Source organism: Streptomyces sp. NPDC087270 (assembly GCF_044744625.1).
Classification (GTDB): domain Bacteria; phylum Actinomycetota; class Actinomycetes; order Streptomycetales; family Streptomycetaceae; genus Actinacidiphila.
In genome coordinates this window covers 179006-199139 of the sequence record NZ_JBIUYR010000015.1, presented here as the reverse complement: position 1 = coordinate 199139, position 20134 = coordinate 179006, and the positions used below count along the sequence as shown (strand labels likewise).

Sequence of the window (20134 nt, the reverse complement as noted above, 5' to 3'; positions counted from 1 at the left end):
CCCTGGCGACCATGTGTGACGCGACGCGCAAACAACTCTACTGAGGAATAAGTAAGTTGTCAGGAAGTCGAGACCCGGGCACCGTGACGTGCCACGGCAGTAACGGCATCCGCCACCGACCCTCGGAGGCGTGGGCGAGGTAGTCGGCACAGTTGGACGCCCGGGTCTCGCGTCGGCCGTGCCAGGTCTCGCGGTCGTAGCGCACTGTGGTGCGCTTCTTCCACGGCAGGGCCCACAGCGCGGCTGGTTGCGCCTGACGACGAGGACGAAGTGGGCGTTCTCCTGCTCGACCAGGTAGCGGGCCTATTCGCGGGTGGTGTGCAGCGCGTCGGCGGTGACCGTCACGCCGGTGAGGTCGAAGGGTGCCAGCAGCGCGGGCAGGGCGGTGACCTCGGTGGTCTTGCCGGGCACCGGAAGCTGGGAGATGACGCGTCCGGAGCCGGAGCCGGTGACGGCGGACAGCAGGTGAACGGCGTGGAGGTGGCAGGAGCACTCCGCAGACCGAGCGGGCCGCGGGGGGACGCCCAGGCGGGCAAGGGCATCCCTGCGGAGCACTGCGGGCCCACTGGCCGATGGCCAGGTAGGAGCGAGCCCCGGACAGCACCGCACAGGCCGCGGTCAGCAGCACCGACACCAACGAGTGCCGTCGACCACGACGGTCCCGCGGGTCAGGCACCGTCCTCAACCGCTCAGCGAAACCCAGCAGTTCACGCTGGCGCGGCGAAGGAGACTTGGTCAGGCAGACGGTGGCAGACTGCCGGCACATTGAGGATCCGGTGGTGCAGGTCGACTTGGTAGGTCAACCCGTCAACCGGAGCCTCGTTGTCTTCGTAACGGCCCGCCGCAACCCCCATCGCACCCCCACGACCAGCGACGCTTCAAGATCACCAGCACTTTGAATCAGCCCTGGGCCGGCGGTGGCCCACATGTTGAAGCGGAACGTATCCGGCCCGAATCTGACCTGCGGCGAAGCGCCGATCAGGACTCTAACCAGGCAATCTGGCGTTTGGGTACGTTGGCTCGCGACGGGGGCTTACGAGTGTCCTGCAGACTGTCTGCGGACTGGTCGGGCGACCCGCGGTAGCAATTGCGTGGCGCTCCAGCCGGCCTTCGACAAGACTCCGCAGGTGAGAGAGACCGATACCCCTATCCCTCCTGCAGGCACTGTGTCCTCGGCGAGATGCCCGAATCCTTCGAGATATGCCCCGTCTGCTTCTGGGAGGACGACGGGGTCCAGTTTCGCTGGCCGACCCTTGCAGGGGGAGCGACGGGTCTCGCTCATCGAGGTGCAGCCCAAGTATCAGGACTTCGGCGCCTGCGGCCTCTGCACCTGTGAGGGACGGACCACTCGGCTCCGGCTGCCCAGCCCTTCGGGGGCCCGGAGTCATGGCGGCCGGTACCCGGACCCAGGCACCAGCGGTGAACACCGCTTTGGCCGACCTGCCCACGTATCGTTCTTGGACGCTGCCCCGCACTCTTAGCCAGCCCTTCGGGCGAGGCCGACGCCCGAGACCAACGACGTACGCTCTGGTACCGCCAACGCCGCACAGGTGCAAAAATCCGCACATGAGCTCCACGTCGCCCCGCAAGGCGCCTCAGCTGTGTTCCGACCCGAGTTGTGGGCAGGCCACCGCTTTCTCCACGCGCACGAAGGCCACGTGATGCGACGTCCACATCACCGCGATGTTGCGCCAGGGCGGTCTGGAACCGTTGGAGCCCTTCACGAAACCGAAGGCGTGGCGCCTGACCCAGTGCCTGACATGCGGCTGTGAGGCGCACTACCGCTTCAGCCGCTACGAGACAGACATCCGCATCCACCTCAAGCCGCGCATCGGGCACCACCGTCTTGACCGACTGCGGGTCAGCCACCTCAGCGACATGTTCATCGCCATCGCCGACGCCAACGCCGAGGCCCTGGAACAGAACACCCAGCGGAAGGCAGCTGTCGCGGAGCTGGCCACTGTTCCTTGGAAAGGCGCCGAGCACCGCGCGCGCCGCAAGGCAATGAAGGCGGCGATCGACGCCATGCCAGTGATTCGGCGTGTGACTGGACCGGCGACCCGGTTGCACATCAAGGCCACGCTGCGGGCGGCGCTCAACGATGCCATCAGCCAGCAGATCATCACCTTCAACCCTGCGGCCCACGTCGAGATCGACCCTGTACGCAAGCCCAAGGCCCTGGTGTGGACGGACGAGCGGGTCGAAAAGTGGCTCATGACCGGCGACAAGCCTTCCCCGGTCATGGTCTGGACGCCCCAGCAGACCGGCGCCTTCCTCGACTTCGTCGCCGAGGACCGGCTCTACGCGATGTGGCACCTCATCGCCTTCCGCGGCCTGCGACGCGGTGAGGCGTGCGGTCAGCCCTGGTCGGAGACCAGCCTCGACGCCCGCTCCCTCACCGTCTCCGCCCAACTCGTCCAGGACGGCTGGCAGGTGGAAACATCCGAGCCCAAGACGGACAGCGGCTTCCGCGTGATCGCCCTGGACGAAGACACCGTGGAGGTGTTGAAGCGGCACCGCGAGCGGCAGGAAGCCGACCGGGAGGAGTGGGCTTCGGCCTGGGTGGGTACCGGCCTCGTCTTCACCCAGGAGGACGGCTCCTGGCTGCACCCCGGCAAGGTCACCGACCTGTTCGAACGGCTCGTCGCCGCCTCCGGGCTGCCGCCGATCCGGCTGCACGATCTCCGCCACGGCGCCGCCAGCCTCATGCTCGCCGCCGGCGTCGACGTGAAGGTCGTCTCCGACACCCTCGGGCACAGCGACACCCGGATCACGCGGGCCATCTACCAGAGCGTCCTCCCCGAGGTCGACAAGCGCGCCGCCGAGGCCACCGCGAAGCTTGTCCCCCTTCAGCGCAAGACCGAGGCCGAGCAGGCCCGTAAGACTGCGAGGAAGGCGAAGGAAGCCGAGGCCCGAACCAAGAAGAAGGGCAAGCGCAAGAAGCCCAAGAAGTAGGTCCCGAGCGGCATCGCTCACGCATCGCTCACGCAAGCCGTTCACCGCGACCCGATCGGTAGATCACGGCGTGGGCTAGAAAAGCCAAAAGGCCAGGTCACGGGCTATGTGACCTGGCCTTTTCGGGAGCCGCCTTCGGGATTCGAACCCGAGACCTACGCATTACGAGTACGCCAGCGGTCGTGACACGTCATATCCGGAAGTACCACTGGATCTCGTTTTGCCTGATCAGGAGGCATGCGTGAGGCTCAGTCATGTTGGCTCATGCCGGGGCGTCCAAGGGCGTCCGCGCTCCCCTTGCGCTCCCCTGCCCTCTCCGGCGTGGCCTGTCAGAGGGACGATTCTCGCCACAAGGAATTATTCTGCCCGGAGAGACTGACCTCCGGGTGCGCAGCTTGAAAAGCCGACGTCCGCAGGCCGATCCCGATGAATCCGCCCGGTTCGGACCCACCGTGTGGGTTATAAGCGCGGGACCATTCTTCTCCCTCCTGAGCCTTCCACCTGCGAACGTTGCCGGGATGCACCGGTCGCCGCCGGGATTGGCCATGCCACCGCCGCCGCAGCAGCCCAGGCCCAAACTGGCCCGACGTGGGGAACGCCGTACGCTGCGTGCTGGAGAACGAGACCTCCATCTGGCTCGGAGAGGGACTGAGATGAGTGCACGCAGCAGGTCGTCGGTGCGGCCGTCTCTTCCGGGGCGGGTCTCGTCCGGAAGCGGCGGGGAACAAGCGACGGTCATCCTCGGCGGCCGGGACTGACGGGCGACATGGTGACGAACTTCTCCTTCGAAGCGACCGGGCCCGGGTCCGTCGCCGCCCATCACATCGGAACGGCGATCACCGGTCCGATCACCATCCTGGCAGCCGAGTTGCTGAACTCGGCGCGCGACGTTCATGCGCCGTCCGGACTCACCAACCTGCCGCCGGACCCGCTGTGTCTCGGTCGCACGGACATGCTGGACCGGCTGCATGACACGTTCGTGGCGCAGTCCAAGCAACGGGCCGGCGGGGTCGCCGTCGTCCAAGGCCTCGGTGGCGTTGGCAAGAGCACCCTGGCGCTCGCGTACGCCCACCAGCACCGTCACGGCCACTGCGCGGTCTGGTGGATAGCCGCCGATTCGCCCGCCCACATCGAGCAGTCGCTGGGCGGCCTCGCTCTGCGGCTCATTCCCGCCTGGGCGGGCAGCGCCTCCACCGAGGAACGCGCCGCCTGGGCGATTTTGTGGCTGCAGTGGCATCCGGGATGGCTGCTGATCTTCGACAATGTCGAGGACCCCGCCGACCTGCGGCCCTACCTCGGCGCGCCGGACGGCTGCGTCATCGCCACCAGTCGACGGGCGGCCGGCTGGCCTGCCTCCGTCGTTACGCTCGCCCTAGACGTACTCGATCTGGCCCAGGCTAGCGAACTCCTCTGCCGGCACGTGCTCGGCGGGACGACGCCGACCCCGAGTCAGACGCAGGAGATGCGGGCCCTCGCCGCTGATCTCGGGCAGCTCCCCATCGCGCTGGAACAGGCCGGCGCCTACCTCGCGCAGAACCCGACGATCAGCATCGAGAGCTACCGCCGCAGGCTAGTCAGCAAGTTGGACAAGGCCCCGGATGGCATCGACCCGGAGCGCACCGTCGCACGGATCTGGGGCCAGACGATCAGCACCCTCACCGAGCGCAATCCGCTGGCCGTCTCCGTCCTGTCCACGCTGACGTGGCTGGCCCCCGACGACATCCCGGTGGAACTCCTGGCCCCCCTCGCCGACGACAGCGACGACCTCCACGAGGCCCTCGGCATCCTCGGGGCCTACTGCATGGTCTCCCTCACCAGGGACGCGGTCAGCGTCCACCGGCTGGTCCAGACTGCCCTGCGGAACCAGCAGGCGCCCGGCGACACCGCGCCCGCAGGTCGGCAGGAAGCCGAACGGCTGCTGTCTACCGCAATCCTTTTGCTGAGAGAAGCACCGGACTCCGGTCTGTCCCCTGCTTGGGAGCGGCTTCTGCCGCATGTTATCGCGCTGGCGGCCACCGCGCTCGAGGGCCACCAAGACGCCTTCCCCGCCGGGCTGTATGACGAGGCCGCACAGCACCTCGTCGGCCGCGGTGATGACGCTCGCGCCGTTCCGCTGCTCACGGCAGCTCTCGCCCGCTGCGAGAAACTGCTCGGGACCGAGTACGAACTCACTCTGAAGGTCCGCGCGAACCTGGCCAACGCCTGTTACGGAGCGGGGGACTTCAGCCGATCCGTCGCGATCCTCGAGCCGATGATCACCCAGTGCGCACAAGTCTTCGGCGACTCGCACGAGGCGACACTCACGGTCGCCTCCAACCTCGCCAACTCCTATCGCGATTCCGGCGATCTGACCCGCGCCGTCATGCTCCACAAGGCAACGCTGGCCCGGCGCAGGCAAGCACTCGGCGACGACCACCCCGACACTCTCGTCAGCTGCGAAGCGCTGGCCCGCACGTACCACGATTGTGGCGACCTGGAGCGTGCCGTCCGACTGTACGAGACGACCCTTGCGCACTACGAGCGATCCCTCGGACCTACCCATCCACTCACGCTGAGCAGCCAGAACAATCTGGCCGCGGCCTACCTCGCCGCAGGCGACCTGCACCGAGCCATTCCGATGTACGCCGCTATCCTCGCTCATCGGCGGCAGACGCTCGGCGACAGCGACCCAGCGACCCTCAGCAGCCGAAACAACCTCGCGACCGCCTACCTGACCGCGGGACGGCCCGACCGGGCGGTGCAGCACCTCGAAACGGCCCTGACCCGGTGCGAGGAGGCGTACGGCGAGGCCCACCCGCAGACAATCGCCATCCGCGCGAACCTCGGCTGCGCTTACCGGGATGCCGGGATCGCATCCCGTTCCATCTCACTGTTGGAGACCGCAGCCGCACAAAGCGCCCACCTCCTCGGCGACACCCACCCCCAGACGCTGACCACCAAGACCGGCCTGGCAGCGGCGTACCGCGCTGCTGGCGACACCGCGCAGGCGATCGCCCACTACAACGCCATCCTCGACCACCGCGCCAAACTTCTCGGCGAGAACCACCCCCACACACTCGCCACCCTGAGCGGCCTCGCCAATGCCCACCTCGCGGCAGGTGATCCGGCCCACGCCGTCCCGCTGTACGAGACCGCGATCGCCCAGTGCGAGCAGGTCTTCGGCGCATCCCACCCGGACACCCTGGCCAACCGCATAGGCTTGGCCGACGCGCTGCGGCTGACCGACGATCCTGCGCGCGCCGTATCTCTCCTGGAGACGACGCTGGAACGGTGCATCCGGTCCCTCGGCGAGGAACACCCGCACACCATCGTGTGCCGGGCCAACCTCGCCACCGCCCATCTCTCAGTCGGCGACATCGAGCCCGCCATCCGGCTCTTGGAGGAAGTCACGCCGCGCGCCGCACGACTCTTCGGTGACACTCACCCGCACACCGTGAGCGCCCGGGTGAACCTGGCCAACGCGCGCCTCGAAGTCGGCAATGCGGAACAGGCAGTCGCCACCCTGGAGGACCTCCGCTCGCAACTCGACACCGCACTCGGCGGGATTCACCCGCAGACACTCCACTGCACCGCCATGCTGGCCCGCGCCCATGGCAGATCAGGCGACCTCGCCCGGGAAACCGAACTGCTGGAACACACAGTCGCGCTCACCGAACAAGAACTCGGCACCACCCACCAGGCCACCCTCACACAACGGCAGTACCTGGCCGAGGCCTACCGGGCAGACGGTCGACCCGACCAGGCCGTGCCCCTGTACGAAGCGGACCTCGCCCACTGGCAGCAGACCTTCGGCGACCACCCGAACGTCCTGATCACCCAACTCTCCCTGGCGGACACCCACCGGGAAGCGGGCGCCCCCCAGAAGGCAAGAGTCCTCTACCAGGCAGCCCTCGAACGGATCGAGCCCACCCTCGGCAGGGAGAACACACTCGTCGCACAGGTCCGCGCAAAGCTCGCCTCAGCCGAGTAGACCGCTTCGCGGGCCGGCCGTTGGTACTCCGCTGAAGGTTTTCCGTTTCCCTGGTCACGGCCTGACGGTCGGGGGTGTGGTCGGTCTGCGCCGAGTCAGGAAGCTTTTCGCCTGACTTGCATGAAATGAGGCTGATCGACGGGCCGCCAAATCCAGAGTTGAAGCGTGCGCGCGGGCTGGGCGTCCTAGTCTGATGCCCTGGCCTCAGCCAATGACAGAAACTCAGGGGTGGGTAGTGGGAGCAGAGATCGCGCAGCTCGTCGAGCAGACGGGGCCGTATCTGAGCGCGGCTTTGGGTGCCTATGGTGCGGGAGTGCTGGCCCGTGCTGAGGACGCTGCGGTGGGAGCGACGGCGAACGTAGGGCGCAACATATTGCACGCGGTCTGGCGGCGCCGAAGTCCGGCCGGGCGCCCGGAGCTGGAGGCGGCTGTGCGTGAGGCAGCCGAGGAGCCGGGGGACACCGATGCTGCGGCCGCGCTGCGCCAGCAGATCAAGCGGACGCTACGGGAAGATCCGCAGTTGCTTGCCGAATTGGCCGCCCAGCTCCCCGCGGCCGGAGCGGTGACGATCACCGCGTCCGGTGAACGGTCCATTGCCGCACAGACAATCGGCACGGCCGTCACTGGCGACAACACCACGATCCGCCGGTGACCCGACCCCCGCAGTCTGGTTTCCGATAGGTACATCGGATTCGCTAGGATTGCGCGGGGGCAGCATGCGAATGCGGTGTGTAATGTGAGTGAGACGTGGGCTGACTGATCACGAGCCCGTCACATCCCAAGTCACGGGACAGGCAGCCACGAGGTGACCGCCTGTCGAAGACCCGGTTCGGAGCGTGCTGGTGGAGTTCGACGTCGCAGCTCCCGACCCCGCAGGCATGGTCGCGTCCCTGAGCTCTCTCGGCTACTCGCTTCCGGCGGCCATCACAGACCTGATCGACAACAGCATCTCCGCCGACGCGCAGAACATCGACGTCGACTTCACCTGGGCCGGCCGAGACTCGTGAGTATCAGTGGTCGACGACGGCACCGGCATGACCGAGGAGAACCTGATCACCGCGATGACCGTCGCGGCCCGTGGTCCCGGAACGCCGCGCACCTCGACGGACCTCGGACGCTTCGGTGTAGGCCTGAAGTCTGCCTCGTTCTCCCAGGCCCGTCAGCTGACCGTCGCCACCGCCATCGACGGCACCTGGCACACACGCACCTGGGACCTTGACGTCGTGGAGAAGTTCGGGGAGTGGAGACTTCTACGGGGGGCGAGCCCGGAGACCACCGCGCTGGTGGAGACGCTCGTTGCCGACAGGAGCCACGGAACGGTTGTTCTCTGGAGGCACCTCACCGGCTACCGCTCCGACGAGGTCGCCGAGGACGACGAGAAGACGCAGCAGCAGTTCTACGCGGAAGCCGAGCGCACAGGTGCCGGGCCTTGCCCCCTGATCTTGGACGCGGTCCACCAGCATGGTCAGCAGCCCGGCGGACAACGCGCTCGCCGAGTCCTTCCACGCAACGTTCGAGCCCGGGACTCTCCCGGGCCGAAAGAGCCGGCGATCCAAGATCCGGGGTCAAGGCCCGGTCCGGTCGGCACCCGCCTGCCGGACACTCCCGCGGGCCTCACCGAGCCGCTCGGCCCCCGGGGGAGGCGCGGCGGGCGAGTATGCCTCTGCGCGGTGTTTCCTCGAGCGCCGCTCCGGCGGACGGTTCCGGGGAACCTTCGGTGGAACCCGCGGCGGTCAGGGAGGCGGCCCGGCGTCCGCATCGGGAACAGGGCCCATTGGTCTGGGAAGGGTCCGTCACCGGCTGCAAGACGTATCCGTGCCCCCATGCCGTGTCCAGGGTGAGGCCGACGATGGACAGCCGCTGCCGCAGGCGCATGATGTGCAGGTCGAACGCGTTTCGTGTCGGCAGGTCGGCTGACCGCTCACGCAGCCGCAGCAACAGTTCGTCGCGCTGCACCACTTCTCGAAAACGTTCGATGAACAGGCCCATCAGCCAGCTCTGCGTGGCGGTCAGGCCGACCGAGCGGCTGCCGAACCCCAGCACGTCGGCCGAGTTCAGCGAGGGACGGCGGGTGCGCACCCGCGTCCGCAGGGTGGCAATGCGGATGTCCAGGTCGTCCTGGGATATCGGGGGACGCACCCAGTCCTCGTACGGATGGACACATAAGGGCGGTGGTGCACCGCCTTCGACGACCAGGAGATGCGGGATACCACCCCGTTGGCACTCTTCACGCAGTTCCGACTGGGCGGGCCATCTGATGAGCAGCACATCAGGAAACGTCGAGCGCGGTGACATTTTTCCTCCAACCCGAGAGACTTGTCGGTGGGCGGAAGTGGCGCGCCGATGCTGTTATCCCTTCGGTGTACTTCGGCGTGTCAATTCCTGCTTGCGTCGTGAGCTCTCCACCTTCGTCAGCCACAGCGACTGGCACAGGGCGATGAAGACCGCCCCCGCCAGCCAGAAGCACGCCCGATGGAACGAGCTGTCGGTGGCCGTGCCGTTCGTCTCCAGGACCATCACGAGCACGGCGGTGCCGACCGCCCCTCCCACCCGCTGGATGATGTTGGCCTCCGAGGTGGCGTCGGGGAGTCGTTCACGTGGCACGGTGGCGTACGCGACCGACAGGGACGGCATGGCGGACAGCCCGAGGCCGAAGCCCACGGCGGCCTGCAGCGGCAGCAGGATCAGGTATCCCGTGCGCGCGTCGAGGAACGCCATCGGCAGCACGCCGGCCAGGCTCAGCGTCAGGCCGGCCGCGGAGACGATGCCGCCGCCGACTCGGTCGGTGATCGGCCCGCCGAACGGCATGGACAGCGCGGACCCGCAGCCGATGCCGAGCATGAGCAGCCCCGAGGTGACCACGCCCTCGTGGCGGATGAGCTGGTAGTACAGCGGCAGCAGGATCATCGTGCCGAGCAGGGCGGCGCCGGTGAAGAACACCGAGGTGGTCGCGGCCGTGTAGACGCGGTTGCGGAACAGCCGCAGGTCGAGCACGGGTGTGTCGACGGTGAGGCTGCGCCAGGCGAACAGCGCCATCGCGACGATCCCGGACAGCAGGGTGGCGAGCACCCGGGTGTCGGTCAGCCCCTGGCGCTCGGCGATCGTGATGCCGTAGAGCACCAGCGGCAGTCCCGCCGCGATCAAAAGGAAGCCGCCGAAGTCGAAGGGGCGCCCCTTGGTGGGGACGCCCCTGGGGACGAGCCGGGAGCCGAGGGCGAGGGCGACCACGCCGACCGGGACATTGACCAGGAACAGCCAGTGCCAGGACAGCGACCGGATGAGCAGCCCGCCGATCGTGGGACCGATGACGGGACCGAGCACCACGACGATCTTCGTGGCGTTCAGCACCCGCCCCATCCGCTCGGGCCCCGCGATCTCGCCGATCACGGTCTGGCCGGTCGGCACGAGCAGGGCGCCGCACAGCCCCTGGACGGCGCGCAGGGCGATCAGTGCGCCGAGGTTCGGCGCCAGGGAACAGGCGGCGGAGGCCACGGTGAACCCCGCCAGCGCGCACAGCCAGAGCCGGCCGGCGCCCATCCGCCGGCTGAGCCACGCGGTGACCGGTAACGCGGCCGCGAACGCGATGAGGTAACCGGTGGCCACCCACTGGGCGTTGCTCAGCGGGGCGTGCAGCACCCCGGCGATCGTCTTGAGGCCGACGTTGACCAGGGACGAGCCGAGGGTGGACATGAACGAGCCGGTGATCACCACCGCCGCGACGCGCCACACCTCCGCGGGGACCTTCGGCAGCGTGTCCGGTGGGCGTGGAGAGGACTGGGTCGTACTGGTCAAGGTCGGCTCCGCTCGCCGGGCGTGGGGACAGTGGCACAAGATACGTGGGGAATCCTACTATTGATATTCCCACCAAAGCACTGACTGTTCCATGGGTTTTCCCATGGATGGTCTAGGGTGCGGTGATGACGTCGAACTCTCGGTCGACCCGGCCACGGCCGCCGGTACTGATGCAGCTGCCGGGATTCGCCCTGTCCCACCTGGGCCGGAAGATGCGGGGCGGGATGAAGAGCGCCTTCGCCCAGGACGGGCTGTCCGCGCAGGCCCACTTCGTGCTGCTGTGCCTGACGGAGTACAGCGACATGTCGCAGCGCGAGCTGGCCGACCTGCTGCAGATGGATCGCAGCGACCTGGTCAGGCTGCTCGACGTGATGGAGGGCGAGGGCACCGTCCAGCGCAGGCCCGACCCCACCGACCGGCGGCGCTACGCGCTGTCCATCACACCGGGCGGGGTGCGGACGCTCGAACGCGGCGCCCACCTCGTCGACGAGGCGACCGACGCGGCTCTGGCGCGGCTGGACGCCGACGAACGGGAGACGCTCCACCGGCTGGTGCTCCGAGCGCTGGACGTCCCCCACGAATGAGGACCGCGGGAAGGACGCCCGCGCCGCCCCGCACGGGGGCGGCCGCCGCCGAACGATGACGCTCCGTCAGCCGGCCTCCGGCAGCGGCGTCACCAGGGGGGCGCGGCTCGACGCCCGGTCGATCGCGGCGCAGGCGGGACCGGTGGCGGCGGTCGTCACCAGGGCCATGACGACGTAGCCGAGGAACATCGCGGGCGTCAGCAGCCCGGCGTTGAAACCGGCCTGGAGCACGACGAGTTCGGTGAGCCCGCGGGTGTTGAGCAGCACTCCGATACGCAGGGACTCCAGCGGCGGCTCCTTGGCCAGCCGGGCCCCCGCGTATCCGCCGAGCACCTTGCCGCCGATGCCCAGGCCCGTCACCAGCAGGACCGCGAACCACGGCACCTCCTCGACCTGCCGGGCGAAGACCGTCAGGCCGGTGACGACGAAGAACACCGGCGCCAGCGCGCGGCCGGCCGCCGACACGAGGGCCACGATCCGCTCCCAGCCCTCGGCCGGCAGCGCGAGCCCGAGCAGCATCGCGCCGAAGAACTCGGTCAGGCCCGCCCGTTGGAGCGCGTACGAGCAGCCCAGCGCGGCGCATGCGACCAGGACCGCGCACGCCCACGGCCACCGGTCCCGCAGCACCGCGACCGGTCGCAGGCCGACCAGGAACCGGAGCAGGAACAGCCCCGCCACGCCGCCGGCCGCCACGGCGAGCAGTCGCGGGAAGCGGCCGGAGCCGCCGGCCGCCATGCCGAGCGCCAGCGCCAGAAGGACCCAGGTCACCACGTCGACGACGAGAGCGGCGCCCAGGGCCAGCCGCCCCGCCGAGGTGTCGGTCAGGCCGCGCTCGGCCAGGATGCGGGCGAGAACCGGAAGCGCGGTGACCGTCAGGGAGACGGCGAGCAGCAGGGCGAGCGCGGGGGCGGGAGCGGTGCCGCGCAGCGCCGGCCCGCCGTGGGCGAGGACCCAGAAGGCCACCACCGATCCGGCCAGCAGCGGGATCAGGGTCGCGCCGGCCGCGATCACGGCAACGGCCCGGCCACGGCCCGCCCGGGCGCCGCGCCGCAACTCGTGCCCGACGCCGGCCAGGAAGAGCGCCAGGCCGATGTGCCCGACCTGACGGAGGTCCGCCACCACGCCGGTCGGCAGGGCGGAGTCCAGCAGGCCGTGCCCGCCGATCGCGATGAGCACCGGTGCGGCGGCCAGCCCGAGCGTGATCTCTCCGATCACCTCGGGCTGCCGCAGGAGTCTGGCCGTGTGTCTGCCGAGGAAGGCGAGCAGGAGGACGACAGCGAGCGCTGCTCCGGCGTGCACGAGCGTGTCCATGGCTGCCCCTTTCGGCGCGCTGTACATGTTCGGGATCACAGAACGTCGCGTCCCACCACACCATCGCCGGGGTTCTCCGGAACAAGATTTCTTGCACGGTTCTTTCATCTCTATCCAGTTCCGAAAGATCGATGAAAGATGCCGCGAAGGACCTTGTCCTGCCTGCCAGGGTGCTCTACAGCGAGAAGGCAACTTATTGACCACGGGGGGTCGACGGTGCCTAAGGAGTTCCTGCATAAATTCAACAGCATCCGGAATTCGAAATTCCGGTTGGTCTGCTTTCCTCATTCGGGCGGATTCGCCGGCGGCTTTCGCGACTGGGTCGCTCTGACGCCGCCGGGGACCGAGCTCATGGCCGTGCGGTACCCGGGGCGGGCCGACCGGTTCGCCGAGCCCGTCGTCGGCATCCGTGAGACCGCTTCGCTGGTGGCGACCGAGCTGCTCGGGCTGCCCGCCTCGCCCCTGATCCTGTACGGGCACAGCCTCGGCGCACTCGTCGCCTACGAGACGGCGGTGGCCCTGCGGGACGCCGGATCGCCGCCCACGCGGCTGTGCGTCTCCGGTTCGCCCGGGCCCGAGGACGCGGGCGGCGGGACCACGCACCGGCTGACGGACGCCGAACTGTGGTCCGCGGTGAAGGCGTTCGGCACCATCGATCCGGAGCTCGCGGACGACGAGGAGTTCCGCGACCTCGTGCTGCCCGCGCTGCGGGCGGACGTGACGGCGAACGAGACGTACGCGCCGCGGGCCGGCACCGCGCCGCTGCCGTGTCCCGTCCGCTGCTACTACAGCCCCGACGACCCCCTGGCCGGCGAGGCGCAGGTCCGGTCGTGGTCGGCCTGCACGACCGGGGAGTTCACCCTGCGCGCCCGTCCCGGCGGCCACTTCCACCCGCGGGTCGACCCGCGGGGCCTGGTCGAGGATGTCGTGGGCGCCGACCGGCGGGAGCGGCATCGTGTCTGAACCCAAGGCGTGCCTCGCGCACCGGCCGCTGGAGGGAATGTCCGTGCTGGTGACCGGAGCCGGCAGCGGCATCGGCCGGTCGGTCGCCGAGTGCCTGACGTCCGCGGGGGCCGGGGTGACCGCCGTCGGACGGCGCGCGGCACCGCTGGCCGAACTGGCCGCGCGGAGCGGCGAGGCGGTCCATCCGGTGACCGCCGACGTGGCCGAGAAGGGGGCCGCGGAGCGGATCGTGGCCGCGGCCGTCGCGCGCTTCGGACGGCTGGACGCGGTGGTGAACAACGCGGGGCTGGCCCGCTTCGGAGCCCTTCAGGACGCGGCGGACGAGGATTTCATGGCCATGCTCCGGGTCAATGTGTGGGCACCCGCCGAGCTGATCAGGTGCGCGATTCCCCAATTGCGCAGGAATTCCGGCACGGTGGTGAACATATCCTCCGTGGGCGGCGTCCTGTCGATGCCGGAGCGCTCCTGCTACGGCGCGAGCAAAGCGGCACTCAACAGCCTGACCCGTTCCCTGGCCAGAGAACTCGCCCCGGAGATAAGGGTCAACGCCATTCTGCCCGGCCCGGTCGACACACCGATGTGGCACGAGACCGGACTGTCGGATTCCGAAAGGAACGAACTGGCGCGGAAACTCACCGAGGCGACCCCGCTGCGGCGTTTCGGCCGCGGCGAGGAGATCGGCCGGTGGGTGTGCGCCCTGGTGGACCCCGAGATGGCCGGCTGGATGACCGGCGCGCTGATCCCCGTGGACGGCGGCCGGACCGCATGACCGGCGAAGAACAGCGACAGCACCCGGAGGTGGCATGAATCCCAGCAGCGCAGCCGATGTGACCGACCAGACCCCACCGGCCGCCACCGTACCGTCGTCCGCCCTGCACGAGATCTTCCGTGCGGCGGAGGCGAAGGAGCGGCAGACGACGACACCCGTACTGAAACTCCACGTCGGCGACCCCTACTTCGACCCGCCGCAGGAAGCGGCCGACGCGCTGCACGACGCGCTGCGGCGCGGTGACACCAAGTACACCGGCGTGGAGGGCATTCTCGCCCTGCGCGAGGCCCTGGCGGGCAAGCTGGCCGCCGAGAACGGACTGGACGCGCCGGTCTCCCGGATCTTCGTCACGCCGGGCTCCGCGCAGGGCCTGACCGCGCTGCTGCGGGCGCTGGCCGAGCCCGGTGCGGAGATCCTGCTGCCGGAACTCCACTGGCCGGTGCACCTGCAGCAGAGCCTCCTCGCCGGGCTACGGCCGGTGTTCTACCCGCTCGGCCCGGGTTTCCGCCCCGACCCGGAGGCGATCCTGGCGGCGGCCGGCCCCCGCACCCGGCTGCTGCTGATCAACTCGCCGGCCAACCCGACCGGCGTCGTGCTCGACGCGCGAGCCCAGCGGGTCCTGCTGGAGGGGGCCCGCGAGCGGGGCTGGCAGGTCGTCAGCGACGAGGCGTACGAGCACTACGTGTACGAGGGCGAGCACTTCTCGATGGCGTCGCTGGAACGCGACCTGCCCCAGCACCAGCGGATCGTGCACAGCGTCTACAGCTTCTCCAAGAGCGCGGCCATGACCGGATACCGCCTGGGCTACGTGGCCTGCGCGAACGACCGGACAGCGCACGCCATGAGCGTCGTCCAGGAGGCGGGCATCATCTCGCCCTCGACGCCGATCCAGTACGCGGGCCTCGCCGCTCTCGGCGCCCGGGACTCCGTCGCCGCCAACGCCAAGCTGGTCGCGCACAACCGCAACGTGCTGCTGCCGCCGCTGTGTGCGGCCGGCCTGCTCGCGGAACTGCCGGCCGGCGGCTGGTACGCCGTGCTGGACGTCTCCTCGACCGGGCTGGACGCGCGGACCTTCGCCGACCGGCTGCTGGAGACCCACTCCGTGGCGGTGGTGCCGGCGGCCGGGTTCGCGCTGCGGCCGAGGCTGTCCGCGGCGGGCCAGGTGCTGTCGCTCGACGTCCCCCAGTGGGCCCGGTCCCTGGTGCGCATCGCCTTCTGCGGCGACCCCGACCTGCTGCCCCTCGGAGTGGAGAAGATCATCCACTTCGCCCGAACCTGCGAAGTGGAGCGGGCACATGGCTGAACTGACGTACGCCGACTACCTGAACCTCGACACCCTGCTGTCCTTGCAGGTGCCCCGCACCACCGACAGCGGCAGGCGGGCGGTGATCCTCTCCGAGCAGTTCTTCGTCGTCGCCCACCAGTCCTGCGAGCTGTGGCTGAAGCAGATCATCGCCGACGTCGAGGCCGCGTCGGACTACCTGCAGCCCGAACACGGCCTCGCCGACGCCGAGTCGAGCGTGGAGTTCCTCGAACGCGCCGCGGAGCTGCTGCGCATCCTGGTGGAACAGGTCGCGGCGCTGGAGAAGCTGCCGATCCGTCACTTCGCGGAGTTCCGCCCCTACGTGGGCAGCGCGAGCGGGGCGGAGTCGGAGCAGTTCCGCCACCTCGACGAGTTCCTCGGCGACGACCGGCGGTCGGGACGGCTCTACGAGGCCCTCACCGCGGCCGTGGCGCTCAGCGGCACCTCGGTCGGGGAAGTGTGCCGTCGCGGCCCGGAGGCCGGGGCGTACCACCGGATCATCGAAGCGCTGCTGGACATCGGCAACCGCTACTGGCACTGGAAGCTCGGCCATCTGACGCTCATGTCGAAGATGATCGGCGTGGGGCCGGGAACCGGCGGCACCAGCGGTGCCGACTACCTGATGGCACGTGTCACCCTGCCCTTCACCGAACTGCGGCGGCTGCGCGGACAGCTCCACACCGCAGGCACCGCACCCACCGGGCTCGCGGACCGGACGACGGCATGAGCGGCAACCCGTTCGACGACGAGCAGGCGCGCTTCCGCGTCGTGGCCAACGAGGACGGACAGCACGCGCTGTGGCCGGAGTTCGCCGCGGTTCCCGCGGGCTGGCGCTGCGTGTCCGGCCCGGACGCCCGCGCCCGGTGCCTGGACTACATCGAGACGCACTGGACGGATCTGCGTCCCGTCCGGCTGTGCGGATGAGGGCGGAGGCCGCGGCCGTGCCCACACGTATCCCCGACTGCCCGCTGGCCAGGACCGCCGAACAGATCGGACCGTGGTGGACGTTGGAGATCCTCCACGAGACGTACGACGGCTTCACCCGGTTCGAGGAGATCCGGCGCAACCTGGGGACGCCCGCCGGCCTGCTGGCCGACCGGCTGTCCACACTGGTCACCGCCGGGCTGCTGACGACGGCGCCGGCCGACGGGACGAACGGCGGCGGAGACGGCGACACGGGCCATGACGCCGACGCCGACGCCGACGCCGGCATCGATCCCGATCCCGAGCCCGATTTCGATCCCGATCCGGACGCAGGCGCCGCCGGCCGAACCGCCTACCGCCCCACCGAACTCGGACGCTCGCTGCGCCCCCTGGTCCTCGTCATGACGGCCTGGGGCAACCACCGGCTGCCGCCCGAGCGGCGCGGCCTGATCCTGGTGGACGCCCGCACCGGCGTCGAGGCGGACCCCGTCGTGGTCGACCGGAGCACCGGCCGGCCGCTGGACACCGCCGAGTTCATGTTCGCGACCGGCCCGGCGGCCGGCCCGGCCCTGCGCGAGCGCTATCCCCGCCGCCCCACCCCGCCCACCTCGGCATGACGCGCTCCGGCGCCGAGTGCCCGCTGCCCCGCCGCGGCCCCCAGCCCCGGCCCCCGCCGGGCTCCCACCCGCCGCACGCCGAACAGGAGACCCCATGTCCACCGATCCTGCCGGGACGCCACCGCGCTATCCCATGCCCCGTCCCGCGGGCTGTCCCTTCGCCCCTCCGGAGGAACTCCTGCGCCGCAGCCGCGAGGAACCCGTGTTCCCGGTGTCCCTGTGGAGCGGCAGGAGTCCCTGGTTGGTCACCCGCTACCAGGACGTCCGCACCGTGCTCTCCGACACACGGTTCAGCGTCCACCGGGACCTGCCCGGCTTCCCGGCCAGCTCGCTCGGCCAGGTGCTGCGCGACCGTATCGCGCCCACCTTCGTGGGCATGGACGACCCGGAGCACGCCCGGCACCGGCGCATGCTGATCGCCGAGTTCGGGGTACGGCGGATCGCCGCCCTGCGTCCGGTCGTCGAGGAGACGGTCGCGCACCTGCTCGACGAGATGGCCGCCCGCACCGGCCCCGTCGATCTGATGGAGGCCCTCGCGATCCCGCTGCCGTCCATGATGATCTGCCGCATCCTCGGTGTGCCCTACCAGGACCACGAGTTCATCGACAAGCACCTGCGCATCCGGCTGGACATCCACTCGGACGCCGACACGGTCACCCGCAGCAGCAACGAGGTCGAGGCGTACTTCGTGGAGCTGATCCGCGCCCGCGAACACGAGCCGACGGACGACCTGCTGGGCAGGCTGGCCCGGGACCGGGTACGGACGGGCGAGCTGTCCCGGCAGGAGGCGGCGTGGACGGCCGCGCTGCTGCTGGTCGCCGGCCACGCCACGACGGCCCACATGATCGGCCTCGGCACGATGGTCCTGCTGGCCGACCCGGCGCGGGCCGCGCTCCTGCGCGACGGCGACGAGTCCCAGGTGGCCACCGCGGTCGAGGAGTTGCTGCGGGTGCTGACGGTGACCCACACGGGCCGGCGCCGGGTGGCGAAGGTGGACATGGAACTGGGCGGTGTCCGCATCCGCGCGGGCGAGGGGGTCATCGGGGCGGCCGAGCTGGCCAACCGCGATCCCGACCAGTTCCCCGACCCGCAGACCATCGACCTCGCCCGTACCCCCAACCACCATCTGGCGCTCGGCTTCGGCATCCACCAGTGCATCGGTGCCAGCCTCGCCCGCCTCGAACTGCAAGTCGCCTACCCGGCGTTGCTACGGCGGTTTCCCGGGCTCGGGCTCGCCGTCCCGGCCGGCGACATCGAGGTCGTGGACGCGTCCGTCGTCCTGGCCTCGCCGGAGATCCCGGTCACCTGGTGACCGGCCCCCAACACCGACCCGAGACGAGGGAACATGACGCAAAGCGTGGTGATCGTCGGCGGAGGCACCGCCGGCTGGATGACTGCCACCTACCTGAAGGCGCAGTTCGAGGACCGCGTCGCGGTGACGCTGGTGGAGTCGGCGAACGTGTCGACCATCGGTGTCGGCGAGGCGACCTTCAGTACGGTCCGGCGCTTCTTCGAAAGCCTCGGGCTCGCGGAGCACGAGTGGATGCCCGAGTGCCATGCCACGTACAAACTCGCGATCCGCTTCGAGAACTGGCGGGCCCGAGGGCACCACTTCTACCACCCGTTCGAACGGCCCCGGATCGTGGAAGGGTACTCGCTCGCCGACTGGTGGCTGCACCGGAGCGGCGGCGGGCGCTTCGACCAGGACACCTCGGTACTGGCGGCGCTGTGCGACGCGCAGAGCTCACCCCGCTACCTCGACGACGCGCTGATGGAACAGGACTTCGTGGAGGACCGCGAGGACAGCATGTTCCGTGCCACGCCCGAGGGCCACACCACCCAGTTCCCCTACGCCTACCACTTCGACGCCACGCTCCTCGCGGGGTTCCTGGCCCGCTACGGGGTGGACCGCGGGGTGCGGCACGTGCGCGACGACGTGACCGATGTCGCCCTGGACGAGCGCGGTCGTATCCGGCACGTCCTGACGAAGGAGCACGGCCCGCTGGCCGGGGACCTGTTCGTGGACTGCACCGGCTTCCGGGGCCTGCTGATCAACAAGGCGCTCGGCGTGCCCTTCCGTTCGTACCAGGACAGCCTGCCCAACGACAGCGCGGTGGCCCTGCGCGTCCCCGTCGACATGAAGGCCCGCGGTATCAGGCCGTGCACCACGGCCACCGCGCAGGACGCGGGCTGGATCTGGACCATCCCGCTCTTCGGCCGGCTCGGCACCGGCTACGTGTACGCGAGCGACTACTGCAGCCCCGAGGAGGCGGAGCGGACCCTGCGCTCCTTCGTCGGCCCCGACGCGGACGCCCTGGAGGCCAACCACATCCGGATGCGTATCGGCCGCAGTGAGCGCTCGTGGCACGAGAACTGCGTCGCCATCGGGCTGTCGAGCGGCTTCGTGGAGCCCTTGGAGTCCACCGGCATCTTCTTCATCCAGAACGCCGCGGAACAACTCGTGCGGCACTTCCCGTCCGGCGCGGACGACGAGGGGCTGCGCGCCGCCTACAACCGGCAGGTCGCCCATGTCATGGACGGCGTACGCGAGTTCCTGTTCCTGCACTACTACGCGGCGGCGCGGCAGGACAACGACTACTGGCGGGACACCAAACACCGTCCGATGCCCGACGGGCTCGCCGAACGCGTGGAGCTGTGGCGGCACCGGCTGCCCGACCAGGAGTCCGTGTACCCGTACTTCCACGGCTTCGAGCCCTATTCGTACGTGGCGATGCTCCTCGGTCTCGGCGGTCTGCCCACCCGGCCGCTGCCCGTCCTGGACGTACTGGACGACACCGCCGCCCAGAAGGAGTTGCGGCTCGTACGCGACCAGGTGCGCACCCTCGTCGGCCGACTGCCCAGCCAGTACGAGTACTTCTCGCACCTGGCGGCCCGGTCGGCCGGGACCGGAGGCTGAGTCCGTGGGACGCCGCTCGCCCCTCTCGC

18 protein-coding genes, 1 tRNA gene and 2 pseudogenes are annotated in these 20134 nt (G+C 69.8%); 15 read left to right on the top strand and 6 right to left on the bottom strand.

The genetic code is table 11. The features are described from left to right. Positions 1–303: 303 nt before the first annotated feature. Both ACIPAE_RS27700 and ACIPAE_RS27695 read right to left on the bottom strand, forming a co-directional pair. Positions 304–555 (bottom strand): hypothetical protein, encoded by a 252-nt coding sequence (locus ACIPAE_RS27700; protein WP_402448789.1) that lies wholly within the window; start codon positions 553–555, stop codon positions 304–306. Positions 556–604: 49 nt separating this feature from the next. Beyond that, positions 605–766 (bottom strand): annotated as a pseudogene (locus ACIPAE_RS27695) (hypothetical protein); the annotation flags it as partial. 414 nt (positions 767–1180) lie between these two features. On the opposite strand from ACIPAE_RS27695, the gene ACIPAE_RS27690 reads away from it, so the two are divergent. Both ACIPAE_RS27690 and ACIPAE_RS27685 read left to right on the top strand, forming a co-directional pair. Beyond that, positions 1181–1336, top strand: a complete 156-nt coding sequence (locus ACIPAE_RS27690) for a CPCC family cysteine-rich protein (RefSeq protein ID WP_402448705.1) — start codon at positions 1181–1183, stop codon at positions 1334–1336. Between the two features lie 347 nt (positions 1337–1683). After that, positions 1684–2955 (top strand): tyrosine-type recombinase/integrase, encoded by a 1272-nt coding sequence (locus ACIPAE_RS27685; RefSeq protein WP_402448702.1) that lies wholly within the window; start codon positions 1684–1686, stop codon positions 2953–2955. 127 nt (positions 2956–3082) lie between these two features. On the opposite strand, the gene ACIPAE_RS27680 is transcribed toward ACIPAE_RS27685, so the two are convergent. Beyond that, positions 3083–3192 (bottom strand) — tRNA-Ser (locus ACIPAE_RS27680). A 529-nt stretch (positions 3193–3721) separates the two neighbouring features. Here ACIPAE_RS27680 and ACIPAE_RS27675 point away from each other — a divergent pair. The 4 genes and pseudogenes from ACIPAE_RS27675 to ACIPAE_RS27660 form a co-directional block, all read left to right on the top strand. Next, a complete protein-coding gene (locus ACIPAE_RS27675) occupies positions 3722–6925 on the top strand; it encodes a tetratricopeptide repeat protein (protein ID WP_402448700.1) in 3204 nt (1067 codons plus the stop codon). A 235-nt stretch (positions 6926–7160) separates the two neighbouring features. Then, on the top strand, positions 7161–7577 hold the full coding sequence (locus ACIPAE_RS27670) for a hypothetical protein (protein WP_402448698.1): 417 nt from the start codon (positions 7161–7163) through the stop codon (positions 7575–7577). 226 nt (positions 7578–7803) lie between these two features. Beyond that, positions 7804–7932, top strand: a complete 129-nt coding sequence (locus tag ACIPAE_RS27665; protein ID WP_402448696.1) for an ATP-binding protein — start codon at positions 7804–7806, stop codon at positions 7930–7932. 6 nt (positions 7933–7938) lie between these two features. After that, a pseudogene (locus ACIPAE_RS27660) lies at positions 7939–8232 on the top strand (ATP-binding protein); the annotation flags it as partial. A 307-nt stretch (positions 8233–8539) separates the two neighbouring features. Here ACIPAE_RS27660 and ACIPAE_RS27655 read toward each other — a convergent pair. Together ACIPAE_RS27655 and ACIPAE_RS27650 are read right to left on the bottom strand one after the other, a co-directional pair. Further along, positions 8540–9220 (bottom strand): helix-turn-helix domain-containing protein, encoded by a 681-nt coding sequence (locus tag ACIPAE_RS27655; protein ID WP_329363710.1) that lies wholly within the window; start codon positions 9218–9220, stop codon positions 8540–8542. 54 nt (positions 9221–9274) lie between these two features. Then, positions 9275–10717, bottom strand: coding sequence for an MDR family MFS transporter (locus ACIPAE_RS27650; protein WP_329363712.1), 1443 nt, complete (start codon positions 10715–10717; stop codon positions 9275–9277). 125 nt (positions 10718–10842) lie between these two features. Here ACIPAE_RS27650 and ACIPAE_RS27645 point away from each other — a divergent pair, with 125 nt between their 5' ends. Further along, on the top strand, positions 10843–11301 hold the full coding sequence (locus ACIPAE_RS27645; RefSeq protein ID WP_328470588.1) for a MarR family winged helix-turn-helix transcriptional regulator: 459 nt from the start codon (positions 10843–10845) through the stop codon (positions 11299–11301). Between the two features lie 66 nt (positions 11302–11367). On the opposite strand, the gene ACIPAE_RS27640 is transcribed toward ACIPAE_RS27645, so the two are convergent. Beyond that, positions 11368–12612 (bottom strand): cation:proton antiporter, encoded by a 1245-nt coding sequence (locus ACIPAE_RS27640; protein ID WP_402448694.1) that lies wholly within the window; start codon positions 12610–12612, stop codon positions 11368–11370. A 138-nt stretch (positions 12613–12750) separates the two neighbouring features. On the opposite strand from ACIPAE_RS27640, the gene ACIPAE_RS27635 reads away from it, so the two are divergent. The 8 genes from ACIPAE_RS27635 to ACIPAE_RS27600 all read left to right on the top strand — a co-directional run bounded on the left by ACIPAE_RS27635 (position 12751) and on the right by ACIPAE_RS27600 (position 20105). Next, a complete protein-coding gene (locus ACIPAE_RS27635; protein ID WP_402448692.1) occupies positions 12751–13575 on the top strand; it encodes a thioesterase II family protein in 825 nt (274 codons plus the stop codon). Continuing rightward, a complete protein-coding gene (locus ACIPAE_RS27630) occupies positions 13568–14344 on the top strand; it encodes an SDR family NAD(P)-dependent oxidoreductase (protein WP_402448690.1) in 777 nt (258 codons plus the stop codon). The genes ACIPAE_RS27635 and ACIPAE_RS27630 overlap by 8 nt, the downstream gene beginning before the upstream one ends. A 34-nt stretch (positions 14345–14378) precedes the next feature. Continuing rightward, positions 14379–15647 (top strand): pyridoxal phosphate-dependent aminotransferase, encoded by a 1269-nt coding sequence (locus ACIPAE_RS27625; protein ID WP_402448688.1) that lies wholly within the window; start codon positions 14379–14381, stop codon positions 15645–15647. Next, on the top strand, positions 15640–16374 hold the full coding sequence (locus tag ACIPAE_RS27620) for a tryptophan 2,3-dioxygenase family protein (protein ID WP_366412853.1): 735 nt from the start codon (positions 15640–15642) through the stop codon (positions 16372–16374). The genes ACIPAE_RS27625 and ACIPAE_RS27620 overlap by 8 nt, the downstream gene beginning before the upstream one ends. Next, positions 16371–16571 (top strand): MbtH family protein, encoded by a 201-nt coding sequence (locus tag ACIPAE_RS27615; RefSeq protein ID WP_328470576.1) that lies wholly within the window; start codon positions 16371–16373, stop codon positions 16569–16571. The genes ACIPAE_RS27620 and ACIPAE_RS27615 overlap by 4 nt, the downstream gene beginning before the upstream one ends. Positions 16572–16588: 17 nt before the next feature. Then, on the top strand, positions 16589–17188 hold the full coding sequence (locus tag ACIPAE_RS27610; RefSeq protein ID WP_402448685.1) for a winged helix-turn-helix transcriptional regulator: 600 nt from the start codon (positions 16589–16591) through the stop codon (positions 17186–17188). Between the two features lie 94 nt (positions 17189–17282). Next, complete coding sequence (locus ACIPAE_RS27605) at positions 17283–18500, top strand: cytochrome P450 (protein WP_366412850.1); 1218 nt, start codon at positions 17283–17285, stop codon at positions 18498–18500. A gap of 33 nt (positions 18501–18533) precedes the next feature. Further along, complete coding sequence (locus tag ACIPAE_RS27600; protein WP_402448684.1) at positions 18534–20105, top strand: tryptophan halogenase family protein; 1572 nt, start codon at positions 18534–18536, stop codon at positions 20103–20105. Positions 20106–20134 lie beyond the last annotated feature (29 nt).